This is a genomic window from Pantoea sp. SGAir0430, assembly GCF_043549295.1.
The window spans coordinates 3,280,118-3,299,583 of sequence record NZ_CP039427.1 but is presented as its reverse complement, the minus strand read 5'-3'; the positions used below and the strand labels follow the sequence as shown (position 1 = coordinate 3,299,583).

The 19,466-nt window shown below is 59.5% G+C and carries 20 protein-coding genes; 12 read left to right on the top strand and 8 right to left on the bottom strand.

Annotated features, from left to right (window positions below; genetic code table 11):
- Positions 1–91 precede the first annotated feature (91 nt).
- Complete coding sequence (locus E7738_RS15490) at positions 92–1,072, top strand: LacI family DNA-binding transcriptional regulator (RefSeq protein ID WP_021507445.1); 981 nt, start codon at positions 92–94, stop codon at positions 1,070–1,072.
- A 1-nt stretch (position 1,073) separates the two neighbouring features.
- Here the strand turns inward: E7738_RS15490 and E7738_RS15485 are convergent, their stop codons facing one another.
- The gene (locus tag E7738_RS15485) at positions 1,074–1,676 is read right to left on the bottom strand and encodes a LysE family translocator (RefSeq protein WP_394515793.1); all 603 of its coding nucleotides are present in this window, start codon (positions 1,674–1,676) and stop codon (positions 1,074–1,076) included.
- Positions 1,677–1,736: 60 nt separating this feature from the next.
- Between E7738_RS15485 and E7738_RS15480 the strand changes: the two genes are divergently transcribed.
- The 3 genes from E7738_RS15480 (at position 1,737) to E7738_RS15470 (ending at position 3,905) form a co-directional block, all read left to right on the top strand.
- Positions 1,737–2,753 (top strand): hydrolase, encoded by a 1,017-nt coding sequence (locus tag E7738_RS15480; protein ID WP_058759291.1) that lies wholly within the window; start codon positions 1,737–1,739, stop codon positions 2,751–2,753.
- Between the two features lie 2 nt (positions 2,754–2,755).
- The gene (locus E7738_RS15475) at positions 2,756–2,974 is read left to right on the top strand and encodes a YheU family protein (RefSeq protein WP_325970647.1); all 219 of its coding nucleotides are present in this window, start codon (positions 2,756–2,758) and stop codon (positions 2,972–2,974) included.
- A 61-nt stretch (positions 2,975–3,035) separates the two neighbouring features.
- Positions 3,036–3,905, top strand: a complete 870-nt coding sequence (locus E7738_RS15470; RefSeq protein WP_127834657.1) for a phosphoribulokinase — start codon at positions 3,036–3,038, stop codon at positions 3,903–3,905.
- Positions 3,906–3,975: 70 nt separating this feature from the next.
- Here the strand turns inward: E7738_RS15470 and E7738_RS15465 are convergent, their stop codons facing one another.
- Positions 3,976–4,380: an OsmC family protein gene (locus E7738_RS15465; RefSeq protein WP_021507440.1), complete on the bottom strand. Its 405-nt coding sequence runs from the start codon at positions 4,378–4,380 to the stop codon at positions 3,976–3,978.
- Positions 4,381–4,684: 304 nt separating this feature from the next.
- On the opposite strand from E7738_RS15465, the gene crp reads away from it, so the two are divergent.
- Positions 4,685–5,317, top strand: a complete 633-nt coding sequence (crp, locus tag E7738_RS15460; RefSeq protein WP_000242755.1) for a cAMP-activated global transcriptional regulator CRP — start codon at positions 4,685–4,687, stop codon at positions 5,315–5,317.
- Between the two features lie 58 nt (positions 5,318–5,375).
- Positions 5,376–7,451 carry a YccS/YhfK family putative transporter gene (locus tag E7738_RS15455; protein WP_021507439.1) on the top strand — a complete coding sequence of 692 codons (2,076 nt, stop codon included), beginning with the start codon at positions 5,376–5,378 and terminating at the stop codon, positions 7,449–7,451.
- Here the strand turns inward: E7738_RS15455 and E7738_RS15450 are convergent.
- The 5 genes from E7738_RS15450 to ppiA all read right to left on the bottom strand — a co-directional run bounded on the left by E7738_RS15450 (position 7,448) and on the right by ppiA (position 10,796).
- The gene (locus E7738_RS15450; RefSeq protein WP_058759292.1) at positions 7,448–8,665 is read right to left on the bottom strand and encodes a bifunctional acetylornithine/succinyldiaminopimelate transaminase; all 1,218 of its coding nucleotides are present in this window, start codon (positions 8,663–8,665) and stop codon (positions 7,448–7,450) included. The two genes, E7738_RS15455 and E7738_RS15450, sit on opposite strands and share 4 nt — an antisense overlap.
- An 87-nt stretch (positions 8,666–8,752) precedes the next feature.
- On the bottom strand, positions 8,753–9,328 hold the full coding sequence (locus tag E7738_RS15445) for an aminodeoxychorismate synthase component II (protein WP_058770975.1): 576 nt from the start codon (positions 9,326–9,328) through the stop codon (positions 8,753–8,755).
- Positions 9,329–9,369: 41 nt separating this feature from the next.
- The gene (locus E7738_RS15440) at positions 9,370–9,963 is read right to left on the bottom strand and encodes a putative adenosine monophosphate-protein transferase Fic (protein WP_394515792.1); all 594 of its coding nucleotides are present in this window, start codon (positions 9,961–9,963) and stop codon (positions 9,370–9,372) included.
- Positions 9,953–10,123 (bottom strand): YhfG family protein, encoded by a 171-nt coding sequence (locus E7738_RS15435; RefSeq protein ID WP_021507436.1) that lies wholly within the window; start codon positions 10,121–10,123, stop codon positions 9,953–9,955. Before E7738_RS15435 ends, E7738_RS15440 begins: the two co-directional genes overlap by 11 nt.
- Before the next feature lie 100 nt (positions 10,124–10,223).
- Positions 10,224–10,796, bottom strand: a complete 573-nt coding sequence (ppiA, locus tag E7738_RS15430; RefSeq protein WP_021507435.1) for a peptidylprolyl isomerase A — start codon at positions 10,794–10,796, stop codon at positions 10,224–10,226.
- Between the two features lie 261 nt (positions 10,797–11,057).
- Between ppiA and tsgA the strand changes: the two genes are divergently transcribed.
- On the top strand, positions 11,058–12,236 hold the full coding sequence (tsgA, locus tag E7738_RS15425; RefSeq protein WP_127834660.1) for an MFS transporter TsgA: 1,179 nt from the start codon (positions 11,058–11,060) through the stop codon (positions 12,234–12,236).
- 48 nt (positions 12,237–12,284) lie between these two features.
- Here tsgA and E7738_RS15420 read toward each other — a convergent pair whose 3' ends face one another.
- Positions 12,285–13,568 carry a cytosine deaminase gene (locus tag E7738_RS15420; protein ID WP_166711857.1) on the bottom strand — a complete coding sequence of 428 codons (1,284 nt, stop codon included), beginning with the start codon at positions 13,566–13,568 and terminating at the stop codon, positions 12,285–12,287.
- A gap of 235 nt (positions 13,569–13,803) precedes the next feature.
- Between E7738_RS15420 and nirB the strand changes: the two genes are divergently transcribed.
- The 5 genes from nirB to E7738_RS15395 all read left to right on the top strand — a co-directional run bounded on the left by nirB (position 13,804) and on the right by E7738_RS15395 (position 19,431).
- A complete protein-coding gene (gene nirB, locus E7738_RS15415) occupies positions 13,804–16,344 on the top strand; it encodes a nitrite reductase large subunit NirB (RefSeq protein ID WP_278707729.1) in 2,541 nt (846 codons plus the stop codon).
- Positions 16,341–16,667 carry a nitrite reductase small subunit NirD gene (nirD, locus tag E7738_RS15410; protein ID WP_021507431.1) on the top strand — a complete coding sequence of 109 codons (327 nt, stop codon included), beginning with the start codon at positions 16,341–16,343 and terminating at the stop codon, positions 16,665–16,667. The genes nirB and nirD overlap by 4 nt, the downstream gene beginning before the upstream one ends.
- A 30-nt stretch (positions 16,668–16,697) precedes the next feature.
- A complete protein-coding gene (gene nirC, locus E7738_RS15405) occupies positions 16,698–17,501 on the top strand; it encodes a nitrite transporter NirC (RefSeq protein WP_394515791.1) in 804 nt (267 codons plus the stop codon).
- Positions 17,502–17,547: 46 nt separating this feature from the next.
- On the top strand, positions 17,548–18,912 hold the full coding sequence (gene cysG, locus E7738_RS15400) for a siroheme synthase CysG (protein ID WP_394515790.1): 1,365 nt from the start codon (positions 17,548–17,550) through the stop codon (positions 18,910–18,912).
- A gap of 72 nt (positions 18,913–18,984) precedes the next feature.
- Entirely contained in the window at positions 18,985–19,431 is a 447-nt protein-coding gene (locus E7738_RS15395; protein WP_058759299.1) for a hypothetical protein, read from the top strand.
- Positions 19,432–19,466 lie beyond the last annotated feature (35 nt).

Sequence of the window (19,466 nt, the reverse complement as noted above, 5' to 3'; positions counted from 1 at the left end):
GTGCGCAAGAAATATGTCAGGCGCTCACATGCCGACTGTGGTATTGATCTCGTCTTGATTTTTTCCCCCTTTTACAGCGGTACTGGCCTCCATGTCGATTGAGAAAGTTGCGCGCCTCGCGGGCGTGTCGAAAGCCACGGTTTCACGGGTGTTAAACCAGCATCCTGGCGTCCGGCCAGATACGCGTAAACGGGTGCTGGCCGCAATTAATGTGTGCGAATACCAGCCCAACCTGCTGGCGCGCCAGCTGCGTACCGCGCAAAGCAACATGTTGCTGGTGCTGATTTCCGATATCACCAATCCGTTCTGTTCACGGGTGGTGCAGGGCATCGAGGCGGAGGCCGAAGCGCACGGCTATCACATCCTGTTATGTAATTCCGCCTCACAGCTGCGGCGCGAAACCGCCTATCTGGCGCTGCTGGCCGGCAAAGTGGTAGATGGGGTGATCACCATGGACGCCGCGGCCTGTCTGCAGGGACTGAAAGAGTTGATTGGTGATGCGCCGTGGGTGCAGTGTGCGGAGTACGATCCCTCGGTGAACGCCTCCAGCGTCACCATTGATAACCGTCAGGCGGCCTATGACACGGTGCATTATCTGGCCGGCAAAGGGCGTCAGCGCATTGCGCTGGTCAACTGCGATATGCGCTATCTCTATTCGCACCAGCGCGAAAGCGGCTATCGCGACGCCATCACGCAACTGGGGCTAGACTGGCACGGCGTCGCTTACGCCAGCGACATCTCCTGCGAAGCGGGCAGCGCGGCGCTGCGCGAACTGCTAACGCAGCCAGAGCGGCCGGATGCGGTGTTTGCGGTATCAGACGTGCTGGCGGTTGGCGTGATTCACGCTGCTCTGGAGGCCGGACTGCGCGTGCCAGAGGATCTGGCGGTGGTCGGCTTTGACGGCATTCCGTTCACCAGCAGCATCAACCCGCCGCTGACCACCATTGCCCAGCCGATGAACCAGATGGGTGCCCGCAGCGTGCAGCTGCTGCTGGCACGCATCCGCCAGCGTCAGGCGGCAGTGGTGCATGAAGTACTGCCGTGGACGCGCATTGAGCGCGCCTCCAGCTGACTCAGTGCCAGATCAACAGCACGCAGGCTGCGGTTAGCGCACCCATGGCGAGATTGAAGATTTTCCACGCGCGCGGACTGCGCAGCAGCCGGCCAATCAGCGAGCCGAAACCCATCCAGATCACGCCGGAAACCACGTTCACCAGCGCCATGCCGAGGCTGATCGCCACTACGGAATGCAGATAGGCGCTGCCGGCAAGGCTAAAGCTGGCGACCGCACCCAGCGCCATCAGCCACGCTTTCGGGTTGATCAGTTGCAGTAACCCGCCCTGCCAGAAAGGCATCTGCTTCACGCTGGCATCGTCGGTCTCCAGCGTTTCGTATTCGGCGGTGGCAATTTTCCACGCCAGCCACAGCAGGTAGAGGCTACCGGCCACTTTTAGTACCAGATGCAGTGAGGGATAGAGCAGAATCAGGCTGCCGATGCCAAACGCCATCATCAGCAACATCACCTGCATGCCAATCATGATACCAATCAGCAGTGGAAAGGTGCGCAGGAAGCCAAAATTAGCACCTGAGGCGGTAAGTAACATATTATTGGGCCCTGGCGTGATGGCCGCGACCCAGAGAAAGCCCAGCATTGATAAAAAAAGACTCAGTTCCATGTATATTCGGGTGCTCCTCACCCAGAAAAGCGAACAACCCATCGAAGCTATCAGCGAGTTATGCATCAGACAAGTACTATCCCAGGCTATTTTGATCGCCCGAGCGGCGAGCGCTTTACCCCGCTGCGCGGCTTCGGCAATGCGCATCTGCAAACGCTGCTGCCGCGCCTGCTGCGCCGGCGCGTCACGCTGCGCCCGCACTGGCAGCGCCTCGATCTGCCGGACGGCGACTTCGTCGATCTGGCGTGGAGCGAAGATCCGGCACAGGCACGTCACAAGCCGCGCATGGTGCTGTTCCACGGGCTGGAAGGCAGTTTCCGCAGCCCGTATGCCCATGGGCTGATGCAGGCGTGTCAGGCGCGCGGCTGGCTGGCGGTGATCATGCACTTCCGCGGCTGCAGCGGCGAGCCGAACCGTCTGCAGCGCATCTATCACTCCGGTGAAACTGAAGATGCGACCTATTTTCTGCACTGGCTGCAGCGCGAATGGGGCACGGTGCCGACTGCCGCGGTCGGCGTTTCGCTTGGCGGCAATATGCTGGCCTGTCTGCTGGGGCTGCAGGGCACGTCGGCCCCGCTGGATGCCGCGGTCGCCATTTCCGCGCCGCTGGCGCTGGAGCCGTGCAGCCAGAAGCTGGACGTGGGCTTTTCACGCTTTTATCAGCACTACCTGCTGACCCAGCTGAAGAAAAACGCCACGCGCAAACTGCGCGCCTGGCCGGGCACGCTGCCGGTCGATCTGACGCAGCTGCGCGCCTTCCGCCGGCTGCGTGAGTTTGATGATGCGATTACCGCCCGCGCCCACGGTTTTATTGATGCGCGCGACTATTATCAGCGCGCCAGCGCCATGCCATTGCTGACCGGCGTGCGCAAGCCGCTGCTGATCATCCATGCTAAAGACGATCCCTTCATGACCGATGCGGTGATCCCGCAGCCGCAGCAGTTGTCTGCCACAATTGAGTATCAGCTGACGCAGCAAGGTGGTCACGTCGGCTTCGTGGGCGGCAGCCTGCTGCGACCCAAAATGTGGCTGGAGCAGCGCGTGCCGGACTGGCTCTCAACTTATCTGGATATGTAATTGTGATTATTCCCTGGCAAGAACTCGACCCGACAACGCTGGAAAACCTGATAGAAAGTTTTGTGCTGCGTGAAGGCACCGATTATGGCGAGCAGGAGCGCAGCCTGACGCAGAAAGTGGCCGACGTGCGCCGCCAGCTGCAGCAGGGCGAGGTGGTACTGGTATGGTCAGAACTGCACGAGTCGGTCAATATTATGCCGCGGCGTGAATTTCGCGGCTGATGCGCCGCGCAGGAATTCGTGGTAACAATGCTCATCGCCGGACTTCACAGGGAGCGCTGTTATGTCAGCCAGGCATCCAGTCATAGCCGTTACCGGTTCCAGCGGCGCCGGAACCACCACCACCAGTCTCGCCTTCCGTAAAATTTTCCAGCAGTTGAATCTGCATGCAGCGGAAGTGGAAGGCGACAGTTTCCATCGCTACACCCGTCCGGAAATGGACATGGCGATTCGTAAGGCGCGCGATCTCGGGCGTCACATCAGCTATTTTGGCCCGGAAGCCAACGACTTCGGCCTGCTGGAGCAGACTTTCCGCGACTACGGCCAGAGCGGACTCGGCCAGTCGCGCAAATATCTGCACACCTACGATGAAGCGGTGCCGTGGAATCAGGTGCCGGGCACCTTTACGCCATGGCAGCCGCTGCCGGAAAACACCGATGTGCTGTTCTATGAAGGCCTGCACGGCGGCGTGGTGACGCAGCAGCATAACGTGGCGGAACATGTCGATCTGCTGGTTGGCGTGGTACCGATTGTTAATCTGGAGTGGATTCAGAAACTGGTGCGCGACACCAGCGAGCGCGGCCATTCGCGCGAAGCGGTGATGGATTCGGTGGTGCGTTCGATGGAAGACTACATCAACTACATCACGCCGCAGTTTTCCCGCACGCACCTCAACTTCCAGCGCGTGCCGACCGTGGATACCTCGAACCCGTTTGCCGCGCGTGAAATCCCGTCGCTGGATGAGAGCTTTGTGGTGATCCATTTTCGCGGCCTGGAGGGCATCGCTTTTCCTTATTTACTGGCGATGATCCAGGGCTCGTTTATTTCCCACATGAATACGCTGGTGGTGCCGGGCGGCAAGATGGGACTGGCGATGGAGTTGATCATGACGCCGCTGGTGCAGCGGTTGATTGAAGGAAAACGCATTGAATAGCGCAGGCTAACGCGCCAGTTTCGCCGGGAGGAGCTGAGATCGGGAGCGCAGGGCCGCGCTCCCGGCTGGATTATAGCTCCACCACTTCGTAGCTGTGCGTTATCTCGACGCCCTTGCCCAGCATGATCGCCACCGAGCAGTACTTCTCCGCGGACAGATCCACCGCGCGCGCTACCGCTTTATCGCTCAGCGCTTTGCCGCTGACAATAAAATGCAGATTGATATGCGTAAAAATGCGTGGCGCTTCTTCGCGGCGTTCCGAGGTCAGTTTGACTTCACAATCGGCGACATCGTTGCGCCCCTTTTGCAGAATCGACACCACGTCAATCGCGCTGCAGCCGCCCGCAGCCATCAATACCATCTCCATCGGGCTGGGCGCTTTATCACCGGAATTGCCGTCCATTAATACCTGATGACCGGATGAGGATTCTCCGAGAAAGGTCAGCCCTTCCACCCATTTCACTCGTGCCTGCATTATTCTTTCTCCTGAAGCGGCGGTTTTGCCGCCAGAGTACGCTTTCACCTGACAAACAGCAATGCAGACGCATCCCCCACCTGCTGAAGCGAGACAACAGGAGACAGGTTGCAAAAGCTATGCTACAAACAGTGCTGAAAATATTTTCGTCACGAAAGACGAAAGCGGGACGAATCAAAAGCATCGCTTACGAATCCACCCCCGAATAACTGTCCCTCACGGGAAACGCTGGACGATTTCACCGCCTGACAGGGAAAACTGCCCCCTGTATTTTGGGCACGATTACAACAGAGGATAATAGCGAATGGTTCTCGGCAAACCGCAAACAGACCCTACACTCGAATGGTTCCTGTCCCATTGCCATATTCACAAATATCCATCCAAAAGCACCCTCATCCATCAGGGTGAGAAAGCGGAAACGCTGTACTACATCGTGAAAGGTTCCGTCGCGGTACTGATTAAAGATGAAGAAGGCAAAGAGATGATTCTCTCCTACCTCAATCAGGGGGATTTCATCGGTGAGCTCGGCCTGTTTGAAGAGGGCCAGGAGCGTAGCGCCTGGGTACGTGCGAAAACCGCCTGCGAAGTGGCTGAAATTTCCTACAAAAAATTCCGTCAGCTGATTCAGGTCAATCCGGATATTTTAATGCGCCTGTCGGCGCAGATGGCGCGTCGCCTGCAGGTTACATCTGAAAAAGTCGGCAACCTTGCCTTCCTCGATGTGACCGGCCGTATCGCGCAAACGCTGCTCAACCTGGCGAAACAGCCTGATGCCATGACCCACCCGGACGGTATGCAGATTAAAATCACCCGTCAGGAGATTGGTCAGATCGTGGGCTGCTCACGCGAAACCGTGGGTCGTATCCTGAAAATGCTGGAAGATCAGAACCTGATCTCCGCACACGGCAAAACCATCGTCGTTTACGGCACCCGCTGATTTCTTCTCACCCACGGCGTGATGGCAACATCGCGCCGTTTCTGTTTACGATGAGCTGATGTGGCGTCGAATCATCTATCATCCGGAAGTTAACTATGCGCTGCGGCAAACGCTGGTGCTGTGCCTGCCTGTGGCGCTCGGCTGGCTGTTTGGCGATCTGCAAAAAGGGCTGCTGTTCTCCCTGGTGCCGGCCTGCTGCAACATCGCCGGTCTGGATACGCCACACAAGCGGTTCTTCAAACGGCTGATTGTCGGCGGCGCACTGTTCGCCAGCGGCAGTTTTCTGATTCAGTACCTCACAGCTTACGCTGTGCCGCTGCCGCTGATTCTGCTGGTGTTACCGCTGCTGGTGGGCGTGACCGGTGAAATCAGCCCGCTGCATGGTCGTTTGCTGCCCGGCACGCTGATCGCCGCCATCTTTACCTTAAGCCTCGTCGGCCGTATGCCGATGTGGGTCCCGCCGCTGCTGTATATCGGCGGGACGCTGTGGTACGGGCTGTTTAACTGGTTCTGGTTCTGGCTGTGGAAAGAGCAGCCGATGCGCGAGACCCTCAGCCTGCTGTACCGCGAGCTGGCCGATTACTGCGACGCCAAATACACCCTGCTGACGCAGCTGACCGATCCGGAAAAAGCGCTGCCGCCGCTACTGGCGCGTCAGCAGAAAGCGGTCGATCTGATCACCACCTGTTATCAGCAGATGCATATGCTGTCCGCCAGCCGTGATAACAGCCACAAACGCCTGACGCGCGCCTTTCAGGTTGCGCTCGATCTGCAGGAGCATATCTCGGTCAGCCTGCATCAGCCGGAAGAGGTGCAAAAGCTGGTGGAGCAGAGCCACGCCGAGGCGGTGATCCGCTGGAACGCGAAAATCATTTCGGCACGGCTGCGCGTGCTGGCCGATGCCATTCTCTATCACCAGCTGCCGGAACGCTTCCACATGGAGAAGCCGCTCGGCGCGCTGGAGAAAATTGCCCGGCAGCACCCGGATAATCCGGTCGGTAATTTCTGCCTCTACCATTTCAGCCGCATCGCGCGCGTGCTGCGCACGCAGAAGCCGCTATACACCCGCGACCTGATGGCCGATCGCCAGCGTCGCCTGCCGCTGTTGCCGGCGCTGCGCAGCTACCTGTCGCTGAAATCTGCCGCGCTGCGGACGGCGGCGCGCTTCGCGGTGATGCTGATGTTCGGCAGCGCGCTGGCGCTGTTCTTCAATATTCCCAAGCCCTACTGGATTCTGATGACCATCATGTTTGTCAGCCAGAACGGCTACAGCGCCACGCGCGTGCGCATTCAGCACCGGGCGCTCGGCACCTTCGCCGGCTTGCTGATCGCCGCAGCGTCGCTGCGCTTTGCTGTTCCGGAGTCGATTGCCCTGCTGACCATGCTGGTCATCACGCTCGCCAGCTATCTGATCACGCGTAAATATTATGGCTGGTCGATGATTGGCTTTACCGTAACGGCGGTGTATTCGCTGCAGCTGCTGTCACTGAATGGCGCGCAGTTCCTGCTGCCACGCATGATGGATACGCTGATGGGCTGTCTGATTGCCTTCGCCGGTATGATCTGGCTATGGCCGCAATGGCAGAGCGGGCTGCTGCGCAATAACGCGCACGATGCGCTGGAGGCTTATCAGGAGGCGCTGCGCCTGCTGCTCGGTCCGGAGCAGGCGCCGGAGAAGCTGGCGTATCAGCGCGTCAAGGTTAACCAGGCGCACAACGCGCTGTTTAACTCGCTCAACCAGGCGTCCACCGAGCCGGGCTTTAACTTCCAGTATCTGAAAGATATGCGCCTGTGGGTGACTCACAGCCAGTTTATCGTCGAGCACATCAACGCCATGACCATTCTGGCGCGCGAGCACACCATGCTGACGCCAAAGCTGGCGGAGCGCTATTTGCAGTCCTGTGAAATCGCGCTGCAGCGCTGTCAGCAGCGGCTGGCTTACGACGGGCCGGGCAACGACAGCAATATTCTGGAAGCGCCGGAGAATCTGAATGAGGGGCCGGTGACGATTGTCGAACAGCATGTGAAGCGCATTCTGCAGCACCTCAATGTGATGCACACCATTTCTTCACTGGCGTGGAGCCAGCGCCCGCATCACGGCCGCTGGCTCAGCGTGCTGAAGCCGAAAGGTTAGTTCAGGACTTTCGCGATCGCCCGGGCGAAGCGCGCCATGCCTTCTGCGATATCGGTTGGCTCAATCACCAGCGACGGCACAAAGCGAATCACATCGCTGCCGGCGGTCAGTACCATCAGACCTTCAGCGGCGGAAGCGTTGAGGATATCGCGCGCTTTGCTGGCGTGCTGCGCGTTGAGTACGGCACCCAGCAGCAGCCCTTTGCCCCGAATTTCACTGAAGATATCGAACTGCTGATTGATCTTCTGCAGCGCCGAGACAAACTGCTCACGACGCGCGTCGACACCATTCAGTACCTCGGGCGTATTGATGATATCCAGCGCGGTTTCGGCAATCGCACAGGCCAGCGGGTTGCCGCCGTAGGTGGTGCCGTGCACGCCCGGCGCCATCACCGAGGCGATTTCATGGGTGGTCAGCATCGCGCTCACCGGGAAACCGCCGCCCAGCGCTTTAGCGGTGGTGATGATATCTGGCTTGATACCATAGTGTTCGTAAGCAAACAGCTTACCGCTGCGGCCCATGCCGCTCTGCACTTCATCCAGCACCAGCAGCGCGTTGTGCTGATCGCACAGCGCACGCAATCCCTGCATGAATTCCGGCGTTGCCGGCATCACGCCGCCTTCCCCCTGAATCGGCTCCACCACAATCGCGCAGGTGTGGTCGTCAATCACCGCTTTCACCGCGGCCAGATCGTTAAACGGCACATGGACGATATCCGCCGGCTTCGGACCAAAGCCATCGGAGTATTTCGGCTGACCGCCCACCGAGACGGTGAACAGCGTGCGGCCGTGGAAGGCGTTGTGGAAAGCGATAATTTTGCTTTTGAACGGGCTGTGCTTTTTGCAGGCGTAGTAGCGCGCCAGTTTGAACGCCGCTTCGTTCGCTTCGGCACCGGAGTTACCGAAGAATACCCGCTCGGCGAAGGTCGCCGCGATCAGTTTACTGGCGAGGCGCAGTGCCGGCTCATTGGTGAACACGTTACTGGTGTGCCACAGGGTTTCGCCCTGACTTTTCAGCGTTTCCACCAGCGCCGGATGACAATGGCCAAGCGCGGTGACCGCGATACCACCGGAGAAGTCGATATACTCTTTGCCCTGTTGATCCCACACGCGGCTGCCTTTGCCTTTGACCGGCACAAACTGCGCAGGTGCATAAACAGGCAAAATAACGTTATCGAACGTTTCCCGGCTTACCGCTAGATTTTCCGCTGCCATTGATGACCTCATCGGGTTATTTGTTGAGCTGATGTGAAATTATAATCACAAAATATGCATAAAAAATCATGCAATGGCAAACGGAAGTTACATATTGAGGAAATTCGCCAGCAGCTGATGCCCCTGCTCGCTGAGAATGCTCTCCGGATGGAACTGCACGCCCTCCAGTGGCAGCGTACGATGGCGGAAGCCCATGATCTCATCGGCAACGCCATCGCGCAGACTCCAGGCGGTGACTTCAAACTCTGGTGGCAGCGTGTCGCGCGCCACAATCAGCGAGTGATAGCGCGTGACGGTCAGCGGATTATTCAGGTTGCGGAACACGCCCTGGCCGGTGTGCTGCACCGCAGAGGTTTTGCCATGCATCACCTGGCGCGCGCGCACCACCTGCGCACCGTAGGCCTGGGCGATGGCCTGATGGCCCAGGCATACCCCGAGAACCGGCAACCGTCCGGCAAAGTGGCGAATGGCTTCGAGCGAAATGCCGGACTGATCCGGCGTACAGGGGCCCGGCGAGATCACCAGATGACTCAGCGGCAGCGCTGTCATCTCTTCCAGCGTCATCGCATCGTTGCGCACCACGCGCACCTGCGCGCCCAGTTCACAGAAGTACTGGTAGAGATTCCAGGTAAAGGAGTCGTAGTTATCAATTAGCAGCAGCATAATGCCCTCAGGCCAGTAAAACCGCCGCTATTCTACGCATTTTAACGCGCCGGGCTCACCACTTTCGCAAACTGCGCATTGAGCGCCGCGAGATCGCCGCCAACGCCAGCGACGATGGCCTTGTGCCAGCTTTCAGGCTCCAGCGTATCCCAGTTCAGCAGATAGCCCGCGTGCAGCGCCAGCTGTTCGAAAAAGATGCGCTGTGCCCGCCCGTTACCGGCACGGAACGGATGCAGAACATAGATTTCACAGTAGTAATGCGCGATGCGTGCCACGAAGGTCTGCGGGTCGAGGTCGCACAGGCCCTCTTCCTCCTCCAGTGCGCTCATCAGCGCATTGCCCTCGTTCTCGATATACTCGCAGTGGCAATAGGGCGTGTCGTCGCGCCAGATGTCGATGGTACGCAGTTCGCCGGCCCAGCTGTAGATATCCTGAAACAGCGTGCGGTGAATGTGGCGCAGGTGCGGCAGGCCAGGCGTGGCCGGTCCGAGCGCCAGCGTGGCCAGCCGCGCCGCGCTGAATGCCAGCTCGGCTTTACGCAGCTGCGCCACGTCGTGAATTTCCAGCAGGTTTTTCAGCACGTCATCGTTGTGCCACAAATAGGGATCGCGCACCGCCAGGCTGTTATCCGCCATATTGCCTCCTCAGCGATGCCAGACGATCGTCCGCCTGGGCGCTCTCGACGGCTGGTTCATTCAGCGTATAACCGGCCAGTTTGCAGCTGGCCTGATAATTGGCCGCACGGGTTTGCTGCCACAACGTGATTTTCTGTTTTTCGGTGAGTTTGCTGCTCATAGCGCCTCCGGCAAGCAGGATGTGCCCTAAGTATAAGAGCAAATTTCAGCTTTGCCGGAGCGCGGCAGACGGCGCCACCCAGGGGTGGCGCGCAGAGGGATTACGGCAGGACTTTCGCGGAAGTGATAACAATCGGTTTTGACGGCACATTCTGGTATGGCCCGACATCTTTGGTCGGCACCTGGGCGATCTTGTCGATCACATCCATGCCTTTCACTACTTTACCAAACACCGCATAGCCGAAGTCGCGCTGGCCATGGTCAAGAAAAGCGTTGTCCGCCACGTTCAGGAAGAACTGGCTGGTGGCACTGTCTTTCTCAGCGGTACGCGCCATGGAAATGGTGCCACGCAGGTTGCGCAGGCCGTTATCCGCTTCGTTTTTGATCGGCGCGTTGGTCTGCTTCTGCTGCATATCCGCCGTGAAGCCGCCGCCCTGAATCATGAAACCCGGGATCACACGATGGAAAATGGTGTTGTTGTAGAAGCCGTTATTCACGTAATCCACAAAGTTTTTTACTGAAACCGGGGCTTTCTGATTATCCAGTTCAAGTTCGATATTGCCCGCAGAGGTGGTGAGCAGCACGTGCGTATCCCCTTTCGCCGCCAGAGCCGAAGCAGATACAGAAGAGAGCGCTAACAGGGCAACCGCCGCTGTCAAAGTACGTTTAAGCATGAAAGATTCCTTACCTTGGAGAGCAAGCTCAAAAACGAGATTGATTGTAAAGAGCATGTAATACAAGAGCCAGCGTTTTACCTATATTTACGCTGATGTTGCTATCGTCATACTTTTCCCGTCGCGCAATCATTTGCGTGACGAAAATCACACTATTAATGAAATATTTCTCGCACGTTTCACTGCTTGTTTATTACGATCACAGATCCATTTACAATTCATGACACTTTTTGCCACGTCGGCGCATCACAGGTTCAGAACATGACAAACCGTAATCGCATTGGCCTTACCTGGATCAGCTTTTTCTCCTATGCGCTCACCGGCGCACTGGTGATCGTTACCGGTATGGTGCTGGATAATATTGCCCGGTATTTCCAGCTGCCCATCTCCGAGATGAGCAACACCTTCACTTTCCTTAACGCCGGTATTCTGGCGGCGGTGTTCCTGAACGCCTGGCTGATGGTGATTGTGCCACTCAAGCGCCAGCTGATCTTTGGCTTTGTGCTGATGATCCTCGCCGTGGCCGGGCTGATGACCAGCCATAACCTCACGGTGTTCTCGCTGTGCATGTTCGTGCTCGGCGTGGTCAGCGGTATCACCATGTCGATCGGCACCTTCCTGATTACCCATCTGTACGATGGTCGCCAGCGCGGTTCCCGTCTGCTGTTTACCGACTCGTTCTTTAGCATGGCAGGCACCATCTTCCCGATTATCGCGGGCATTCTGCTGGCGCGCGCGCTGCCGTGGTACTGGGTTTACGCCTGCATTGGCGTGATCTACGTGGCGATCTTTATCCTGACGCTGATGGTCGAGTTCCCGGTGCTGAAGAGCGAAGCCGCGGTGCAGGGCGGTGAAAAAGAGAAGTGGGGCATCGGCGTGCTGTTCCTGTCTATCGCGGCACTGTGCTACATCCTCGGCCAGCTCGGCTTCATCTCCTGGGTACCGGAATACGCCACCAAATCAATGGGCATGGATATCGCCGCCGCCGGTCAGCTGGTCGGTAACTTCTGGACCGCCTATATGGTCGGCATGTGGGCGTTCAGCTTCCTGCTGCGCTTCTTCGACCTGCAACGCATTCTGGTGGTGCTGGCGCTGCTGGCCACCGGCCTGATGTTCTGGTTCGTGAAAACCACCGATGCCAGCATGCTGCACTGGATCATTATGTCGCTTGGCTTCTTCTCCAGCGCCATTTATACCACCATCATCACGCTGGGCTCGCTGCAGACCAAAGCGTCATCGCCGAAGCTGGTGAACTTTATCCTCACCTGCGGCACCGTCGGCACCATGCTGACCTTCGTGGTCACCGGCCCGATCGTGGCCAAAGGCGGTGCCCACGCGGCGCTGTCCACCGCGAACGCGCTGTACGCGGTGGTGTTTGTGATGTGTGTGCTGCTCGGCTTTGTCACTAAACATCGCCAGCACGCTCACCAGACTGCCTGATCCCCGAGCGGCGCGAAGCCTCGCGCCGCTATTCCTCTTCCCGCTCCCTTAACGCCGGAACGTCACCGCTTCGCTAGCACCGAGATAAATTTCACTGCTTGCCGGCTGTGTGGCCGCCACCAGCACGCCCTTACGCAGCGAATAGCGCACCGGCACCTGACGGCGCAGCGCATCGAACCCGTTATCGGCAGGCAAAATAATCAGGCTGGCCGCGTTGCCCACCTGCACGCCATAATCCACCAGCTGCATGGTTTTGGCACTGTTGTGCGTGATGAGTTGCAGACCGCTGTCGATCTGCTCATAGCCCATCAGCTGACAGACGTGCAGCCCCATGTGCAGCACCTGCAGCATGCTGGCGGTGCCGAGCGGATACCAGGGATCGAACACATCATCATGGCCGAAGCAGACGTTGATACCCGCCTCCAGCAGCTCTTTCACCCGCGTCACGCCGCGCCGTTTCGGGTAGCTGTCAAAGCGTCCCTGCAGATGAATATTCACCAGCGGATTGGCGACAAAGTTAATCTGCGACAGCTTCAGCAGGCGGAACAGCCGTGAGGTATAGGCGTTATTGTACGAATGCATCGCCGTGGTGTGGCTGGCGGTAACGCGCGCGCCCATGCCTTCACGGTGCGCCAGCGCCGCCACGGTCTCGACAAAGCGCGACTGCTCATCATCAATCTCGTCACAGTGCACGTCCACCAGCCGGTCATAGCGCTGCGCCAGCGCAAACGCCTTGTGCAGCGATTCGACGCCATATTCGCGGGTAAATTCATAATGCGGGATCGCGCCCACCACATCGGCACCGAGGCGCAGCGCCTCTTCCAGCAGCGCTTCGCCGTTGGGATAAGAGAGAATGCCCTCCTGCGGAAAAGCCACGATCTGGATATCGATCCACGGCGCCATCTCCGCTTTCACCTCCAGCATCGCGGTTAAGGCGGTCAGCGTGGGATCGGACACATCCACGTGGGTACGCACGTGCTGAATGCCGTTGGCAATTTGCCACTTCAGCGTCTGCCGCGCGCGCTGCATCACATCCTCATGGCTGAGCAGTGCCTTGCGTTCAGCCCAGCGCTCAATGCCTTCAAACAGCGTGCCGGACTGATTCCACGCCGGTTCGCCAGCGGTTTGCGTGGTGTCGAGATGAATATGCGGCTCGATAAACGGCGCGCTCGCCAGGCCACCGGCGGCATCCAGCGCATCCGGCTGGGCGGCCGCGTGCGGCGGCTGCGGAATAATGGCGCTGATGTTGCCGTGGCGAATTTCGATCTGCCATAAACCCGGTTGGCCTGCCAGGCGCAGGTTGTTTATCCACTTAAACGCTTGCTGGGTCATATCCTTCTCCGCTGAAAACGCAACATCTTAAGCTAGCACGAAAAACGGCCGCGCCGCTGGCAACTTTTCTGCCGCCATTGGGTAATTTTCAACCAAATAAAAGACTTAGATAAAAACGCGTAAAATCAGAAACATACCTCTAAATGGGTATATAAAGCCGCAGTTGATGTACGTCAATAAGCGCCAGAAACAGCGCGCTAAGGTAGGCGCAGATCCCGCAAATTTTGAGGCAAGCATGAGCAAGCACAGTGTCGTTATTATTGGCAACGGCATGGTTGGCCACCGCTTTATCGAAGAACTGATCGACAAAGCCGCCCCTGAGCAGTTCGCGATAACCGTTTTCTGTGAAGAGCCCCGCGTCGCCTATGACCGCGTCCATCTCTCCGCCTATTTTTCCCACCACACCGCCGAAGAACTCTCACTGGTGCGCGAAGGCTACTACGAAAAGCATCAGGTCAATCTGCTGCTCGGCGAGCGCGCCATTACCCTCAACCGTGAGGAAAAGCTGATTCACTCCAACACCGGTCGTGCGGTGCATTACGACACGCTGATCCTGGCCACCGGTTCTTATCCGTGGATCCCGCCGATCGCCGGCGCGGAGGGCAGCGACTGCTTTGTCTATCGCACCATCGAAGATCTCAACGCCATTGAAGCCTGCGCGCGCCGCAGCAAACGCGGTGCGGTGATTGGCGGCGGTCTGCTCGGACTGGAAGCGGCGGGCGCGCTGAAAAATCTCGGCATTGAAACGCACGTGATTGAGTTTGCGCCGGTGCTGATGGCGGAACAGCTGGATACACAGGGCGGCGCACAGCTGCGGCGTAAGATCGAACAGATGGGCGTGCAGGTCCATACCGGCAAAAATACCCGGCAGATTGTGCATCACGCTAAAGGCGGTAAAACGCTGGAGTTCGCCGATGGCAGCGCGCTCGACGTCGACTTCATCGTGTTCTCCACCGGCATTCGTCCGCAGGATAAGCTGGCGCAACAGTGCGGCCTGGCGCTCGGCCAGCGCGGTGGCGTTGCCATCAACGATCGCTGCCAGACCAGCGATGCGGCGATCTACGCGATTGGGGAATGTGCCGCCTGGCAGGATCGGATTTACGGTCTGGTGGCGCCAGGCTACAAAATGGCGCAGGTCGCCAGTGATGCGCTGGTCGGGCGTGACAGCGTCTTTACCGGTGCCGATATGAGCGCCAAACTCAAGCTGCTGGGCGTGGACGTCGGCGGCATTGGCGATGCGCACGGCCGCACGCCGGGCGCGCGCAGTTACATCTGGCTCGATGAACAGCAGCACGTGTATAAGCGCCTGATCGTCAGCGAAGACAACAAAACTCTGCTCGGCGCGGTGCTGGTGGGCGACACCAGCGACTACGGCAATCTGCTGCAGCTGGCACTCAATCACATCCCCTTACCGGAAAACCCGGCGCTGCTGATTCTGCCGGCGGGCAGCGGCGAAAAACCGGCGCTGGGCGTCGATTCGCTGCCGGACAGCGCGCAAATCTGCTCCTGCTTTGACGTCAGCAAAGGCGATATCGTTAACGCGGTGCAGGCGGGCTGCCACACCGTGGCGGCGCTGAAAGCCGAAACCCGCGCTGGTACCGGCTGCGGCGGCTGTATCCCGTTGATTACGCAGGTGCTAAACGCTGAGCTGAGCCGTCAGGGCATCGAAGTCAATCATCACCTGTGCGAGCATTTCGCCTATTCGCGCCAGGAGCTGTATCACCTGATCCGCGTGGAGGAGATCAAGTCGTTTGACGCGCTGCTGGCGAAGTATGGCCAGGGTTACGGCTGTGAAGTGTGTAAACCGACCGTCGGATCGCTGCTGGCCTCCTGCTGGAACGAATACATCCTCAAGCCGCAGCACACGCCGCTGCAGGACAGCAACGATCTCTATCTCGGCAATATCCAGAAAGATGGTACCTACTCGGTGATTCCGCGCACCGCCGGCGGTGAAATCACGCCGCAGGGGCTGATGACGCTGGGCGAAGTGGCGCGGCAGTACAACCTTTACACCAAAATCACCGGCTCACAGCGCATCGGCCTGTTTGGGGCGCAGCGCGACGACCTGCCGGCCATCTGGTCACAGCTGATTGCCGCCGGCTTTGAAACCGGACAGGCTTACGCCAAAGCGCTGCGCATGGCGAAAACCTGCGTCGGCAGCAGCTGGTGCCGCTATGGCGTTGGCGACAGCCTCGGCTTCGGCATTGAGCTGGAAAACCGCTACAAAGGCATCCGCACGCCGCACAAGATGAAGTTTGGCGTCTCTGGCTGTACCCGTGAATGCGCCGAAGCGCAGGGCAAAGATGTCGGCGTCATCGCCACCGAAAAAGGCTGGAACCTGTACGTGTGCGGCAACGGCGGCATGAAACCGCGCCACGCCGATCTGCTGGCGGCTGACCTCGACCGCGACACGCTGCTGCAGTATCTCGACCGCTTCATGATGTTTTACATCCGCACCGGCGACCGGCTGCAGCGCACTTCGCTGTGGCTGGAGAGCATGGACGGCGGCATCGACTATCTGCGCAGCGTGATTATCGACGACCGGCTCGGCCTTAACGCGCAGCTGGAGCAGGAGCTGACGCGTCTGCGCGCTGACGTCCGCTGTGAATGGACCGCCACGGTTAACGACCCGCAGCAGCAGGCGCACTTCGCCACGTTTATTAACAGCCCGCAGCGCGACCCGCTGGTGCAGCACGTCAGTGAACGCGAGCAGCATCGCCCGGCGCGTCCGGCGGAGCGCATCGCTATCACCCTGATCGAGGAGGCTGACGCATGAGCCAGTGGTATACCGTGTGTGAACTCACACAAATCCTGCCCGCTACCGGCGTGTGCGCGCTGGTTAACGGCCAGCAGATCGCCATCTTTCGCCCGCGCGACGATGCGCAGCTGTACGCTCTGAGCAACATCGACCCGTTTGCTGAAGCCAGCGTGTTATCGCGCGGCCTGATCGCCGAACACCAGCACACGCTGTGGGTCGCCAGCCCACTGAAAAAACAGCGTTTTCGCCTGAGCGATGGCGTTTGTCTGGAAGATGAAAGCCGCTCGGTGGCGAGCTATGCGGTGCGCGTCAGCAACGGCCAGGTCGAAGTCTGCGCCTGACAGAATTCCTTCACTTTATGAGACGTCACTATGTTTTCTGACACCCTGAACACCTGCGCCGCCAATGCGGCGCGCATTGTACACACCGCGCAGCACAGCCCGCTGGCCTTCTGGATTGGATCGGCGATGGCCGGCGCTTACGTTGGCCTGGCGATCATCCTGATCTTCACCCTCGGCAACCTGGCGGACCCGGCGTATCGTCCACTGCTGATGGGCGCCACCTTCGGTATCGCTCTGACGCTGGTGATCATCGCCGGTTCCGAGCTGTTTACCGGCCACACCATGTTCCTCACCGTGGGCGTTAAAGCCGGCACCATCAGCCACGGTCAGATGTGGTGTGTGCTGCCGCAAACCTGGCTGGGTAACCTGATCGGCTCGGTGTTTGTCGCCCTGCTCTACTACTACGCCGCTGGTGCGCTGCTGCCGAACGCCGGTTCGCTGATCCACAGCGTGGCGCTGGCAAAAACCACGCAGACGGCGATGGCGCTGTTCTTTAAAGGCGCGCTGTGCAACTGGCTGGTGTGTCTGGCGATCTGGATGGCGGTGCGCAGCGAAGGGGCCGCGAAGTTCATCGCTATCTGGTGGTGCCTGCTGGCGTTTATCGCCTCCGGTTACGAGCACTCCATCGCCAACATGACGGTATTTGCGCTGTCGTGGTTTGGTCAGCACAGCGCCGACCTGACGCTGAGCGGCATCGGCCACAACCTGCTGTGGGTAACGCTCGGCAATATGTTCTCCGGCATGGTGCTGATGGGCCTCGGCTACTGGTATGCCACGCCGCAGGCGCAGCGCCCGCAGACGCAAGCCCAGGCTTCGCCGCTGAAATCGGTATAATCCCTTCCACAGCCCGCACCGTGCGGGCTTTTTTTCAGGATTCGCTATGGATTACTTTCCGCTGTTTTGTCGGCTGCAAGGCAAGCGTTGTTTACTGGTTGGCGCAGGCGATGTGGCTGAGCGCAAAGCGCGTTTGCTGCTGGAGGCCGGCGCAGAGCTGTACGTCGGCGCGCGGGATTTTTCCCCGGCGTTTCAGCTGTGGGCTCAACAGGGAAAAGTGACGTTACTGCACGGCGCCTTTACCGATGACTGGCTGGATGCATGCTGGCTGGCGATTGCGGCCACCAGCGATAATGCCGTCAATCAGCAGGTGGCTGACGCCGCCGAACAGCGCCACCTCTTCTGTAACCTGGTGGATGCGCCGCAGCAGGCCAGCGCCATTATGCCGTCGATCGTCGACCGCTCGCCGCTGATGATCGCCGTCTCTTCCGGTGGCCGCGCGCCGGTGCTGGCGCGTCTGCTGCGCGAGAAGCTGGAGGCGATGCTGCCCCAGCATCTCGGCGAACTGGCTGCGCTGGCGGGCTCACTGCGCGAGCGCGTGAAGCAGCATTTTAGCGCCATGGCGCCACGCCGCGCCTTCTGGGAGCGCTTCTTTACCAGCGATCGGCTGGCCCAAACGCTGGCCAACGGCGATCGGGCACGCGCTGCCGCACAGGTCGATGCCTTGTTTGCGGCGCCGCTGACGCAGCAGGGCGAAGTGGTGCTGGTCGGCGCCGGGCCGGGCGATGCCGGTCTGCTGACGCTGAAAGGGTTGCAGGCTATCCAGCAGGCTGATGTGGTGGTGTATGACCGGCTGGTGTCGGAGCCGATTCTTAACCTGGTGCGGCGCGATGCCGAGCGCCTCTTCGTGGGTAAGCAGGCGGGCCATCACTGCGTGCCGCAGGAACAGATCAACCAGCTGCTGCTGGAGCAGGCGCAGCGCGGCAAGCGTGTGGTGCGCCTCAAAGGCGGCGATCCCTTTATTTTTGGCCGCGGCGGCGAAGAGCTGGAGGTGCTGGCGCAGCATAACATCCCGTTCAGCGTGGTGCCGGGCATCACCGCCGCCTCCGGCTGTGCCGCCTACAGCGGTATTCCCCTCACCCACCGCGACCATGCCCAGAGCGTGCGCTTCGTCACCGGCCATCTGCAGCAGCACGGCGAAATGGAGTGGGGCAAATTGGCGGCGGAACAGCAGACGCTGGTGTTTTATATGGGCCTCAGCCAGGCGGCCGACATTCAGCAGCAGCTGTTACGGCACGGGATGGACGCAGCGATGCCGGTGGCTATCGTGCAGCACGGCACCACGCCGCAGCAGCGCGTCGCCTGCGCCACGCTGCAGGAGCTGGCGACGCTGGCACAGCAGTTTGCCAGTCCGGCGCTGATCATTGTGGGCCGCGTGGTCAGCCTGCGCACGCAGCTGCGCTGGTTCTGATGCGGTAAAATACTGTACAGCGCTGCGCTTTGCCGCCAGACTGAGCAGCCAAATCAATCACAAGGAGTTTCCATGCGCATTATTTCTCTGGCCGCGGCGCTGCTGATGCCGCTGAGCGTGGCGGTGAGTGCCGCCCCGGTGACGTGGTCAACGGTCACGGGCGAATGGCAGGTGGTTGCCGTGACGCCGAAAAAGGAGAACGGCCAGATTTACATCAAAAACGATCCGCAGTTTATGGGCGCGCGCGTGGCGTTTAAACCCAATGCGATTAGCTGGACGCGCGGTACTGCCGAACGCGGCATCAATCCGGCGACCGACAATTGCCAGGGCAAACCGCGCCTGAGTGCCGCCAGCGGGGCCGGACAGGATCGTGATTTCAGCTTTCGCTATGGCTTCAACGTGCACTGTGGCAATCAGGCGTGGGGACCGGCACCGGGCGCGGTACTGAGCGTGCTGGCCGACGGCAATGCGCGGCTATTCTGGGATGGCGCAGAGCTGACGCTGCATCGGGTGAAGTAAAGCCTGCGGGGCGCGTTGTGCTGCGCCCCGGCAAA

What these genes read in the sequence shown, in the direction of transcription:
- E7738_RS15440 (WP_394515792.1), bottom strand. Translation starts at nt 9,963, where the DNA reads ATGGCGGATAACAGCCTGGCGGTGCGCGATCCCTATTTGTGGCACAAC.
- E7738_RS15485 (WP_394515793.1), bottom strand. Translation starts at nt 1,676, where the DNA reads ATGGAACTGAGTCTTTTTTTATCAATGCTGGGCTTTCTCTGGGTCGCG.
- E7738_RS15455 (WP_021507439.1), top strand. Translation starts at nt 5,376, where the DNA reads ATGTGGCGTCGAATCATCTATCATCCGGAAGTTAACTATGCGCTGCGG.
- E7738_RS15465 (WP_021507440.1), bottom strand. Translation starts at nt 4,380, where the DNA reads ATGCAGGCACGAGTGAAATGGGTGGAAGGGCTGACCTTTCTCGGAGAA.
- E7738_RS15470 (WP_127834657.1), top strand. Translation starts at nt 3,036, where the DNA reads ATGTCAGCCAGGCATCCAGTCATAGCCGTTACCGGTTCCAGCGGCGCC.
- E7738_RS15450 (WP_058759292.1), bottom strand. Translation starts at nt 8,665, where the DNA reads ATGGCAGCGGAAAATCTAGCGGTAAGCCGGGAAACGTTCGATAACGTT.
- E7738_RS15395 (WP_058759299.1), top strand. Translation starts at nt 18,985, where the DNA reads ATGCGCATTATTTCTCTGGCCGCGGCGCTGCTGATGCCGCTGAGCGTG.
- E7738_RS15435 (WP_021507436.1), bottom strand. Translation starts at nt 10,123, where the DNA reads ATGAGCAGCAAACTCACCGAAAAACAGAAAATCACGTTGTGGCAGCAA.
- crp (WP_000242755.1), top strand. Translation starts at nt 4,685, where the DNA reads ATGGTTCTCGGCAAACCGCAAACAGACCCTACACTCGAATGGTTCCTG.
- nirB (WP_278707729.1), top strand. Translation starts at nt 13,804, where the DNA reads ATGAGCAAGCACAGTGTCGTTATTATTGGCAACGGCATGGTTGGCCAC.
- E7738_RS15490 (WP_021507445.1), top strand. Translation starts at nt 92, where the DNA reads ATGTCGATTGAGAAAGTTGCGCGCCTCGCGGGCGTGTCGAAAGCCACG.
- tsgA (WP_127834660.1), top strand. Translation starts at nt 11,058, where the DNA reads ATGACAAACCGTAATCGCATTGGCCTTACCTGGATCAGCTTTTTCTCC.
- ppiA (WP_021507435.1), bottom strand. Translation starts at nt 10,796, where the DNA reads ATGCTTAAACGTACTTTGACAGCGGCGGTTGCCCTGTTAGCGCTCTCT.
- E7738_RS15480 (WP_058759291.1), top strand. Translation starts at nt 1,737, where the DNA reads ATGCATCAGACAAGTACTATCCCAGGCTATTTTGATCGCCCGAGCGGC.
- cysG (WP_394515790.1), top strand. Translation starts at nt 17,548, where the DNA reads ATGGATTACTTTCCGCTGTTTTGTCGGCTGCAAGGCAAGCGTTGTTTA.
- E7738_RS15420 (WP_166711857.1), bottom strand. Translation starts at nt 13,568, where the DNA reads ATGACCCAGCAAGCGTTTAAGTGGATAAACAACCTGCGCCTGGCAGGC.
- E7738_RS15445 (WP_058770975.1), bottom strand. Translation starts at nt 9,328, where the DNA reads ATGCTGCTGCTAATTGATAACTACGACTCCTTTACCTGGAATCTCTAC.
- nirD (WP_021507431.1), top strand. Translation starts at nt 16,341, where the DNA reads ATGAGCCAGTGGTATACCGTGTGTGAACTCACACAAATCCTGCCCGCT.
- nirC (WP_394515791.1), top strand. Translation starts at nt 16,698, where the DNA reads ATGTTTTCTGACACCCTGAACACCTGCGCCGCCAATGCGGCGCGCATT.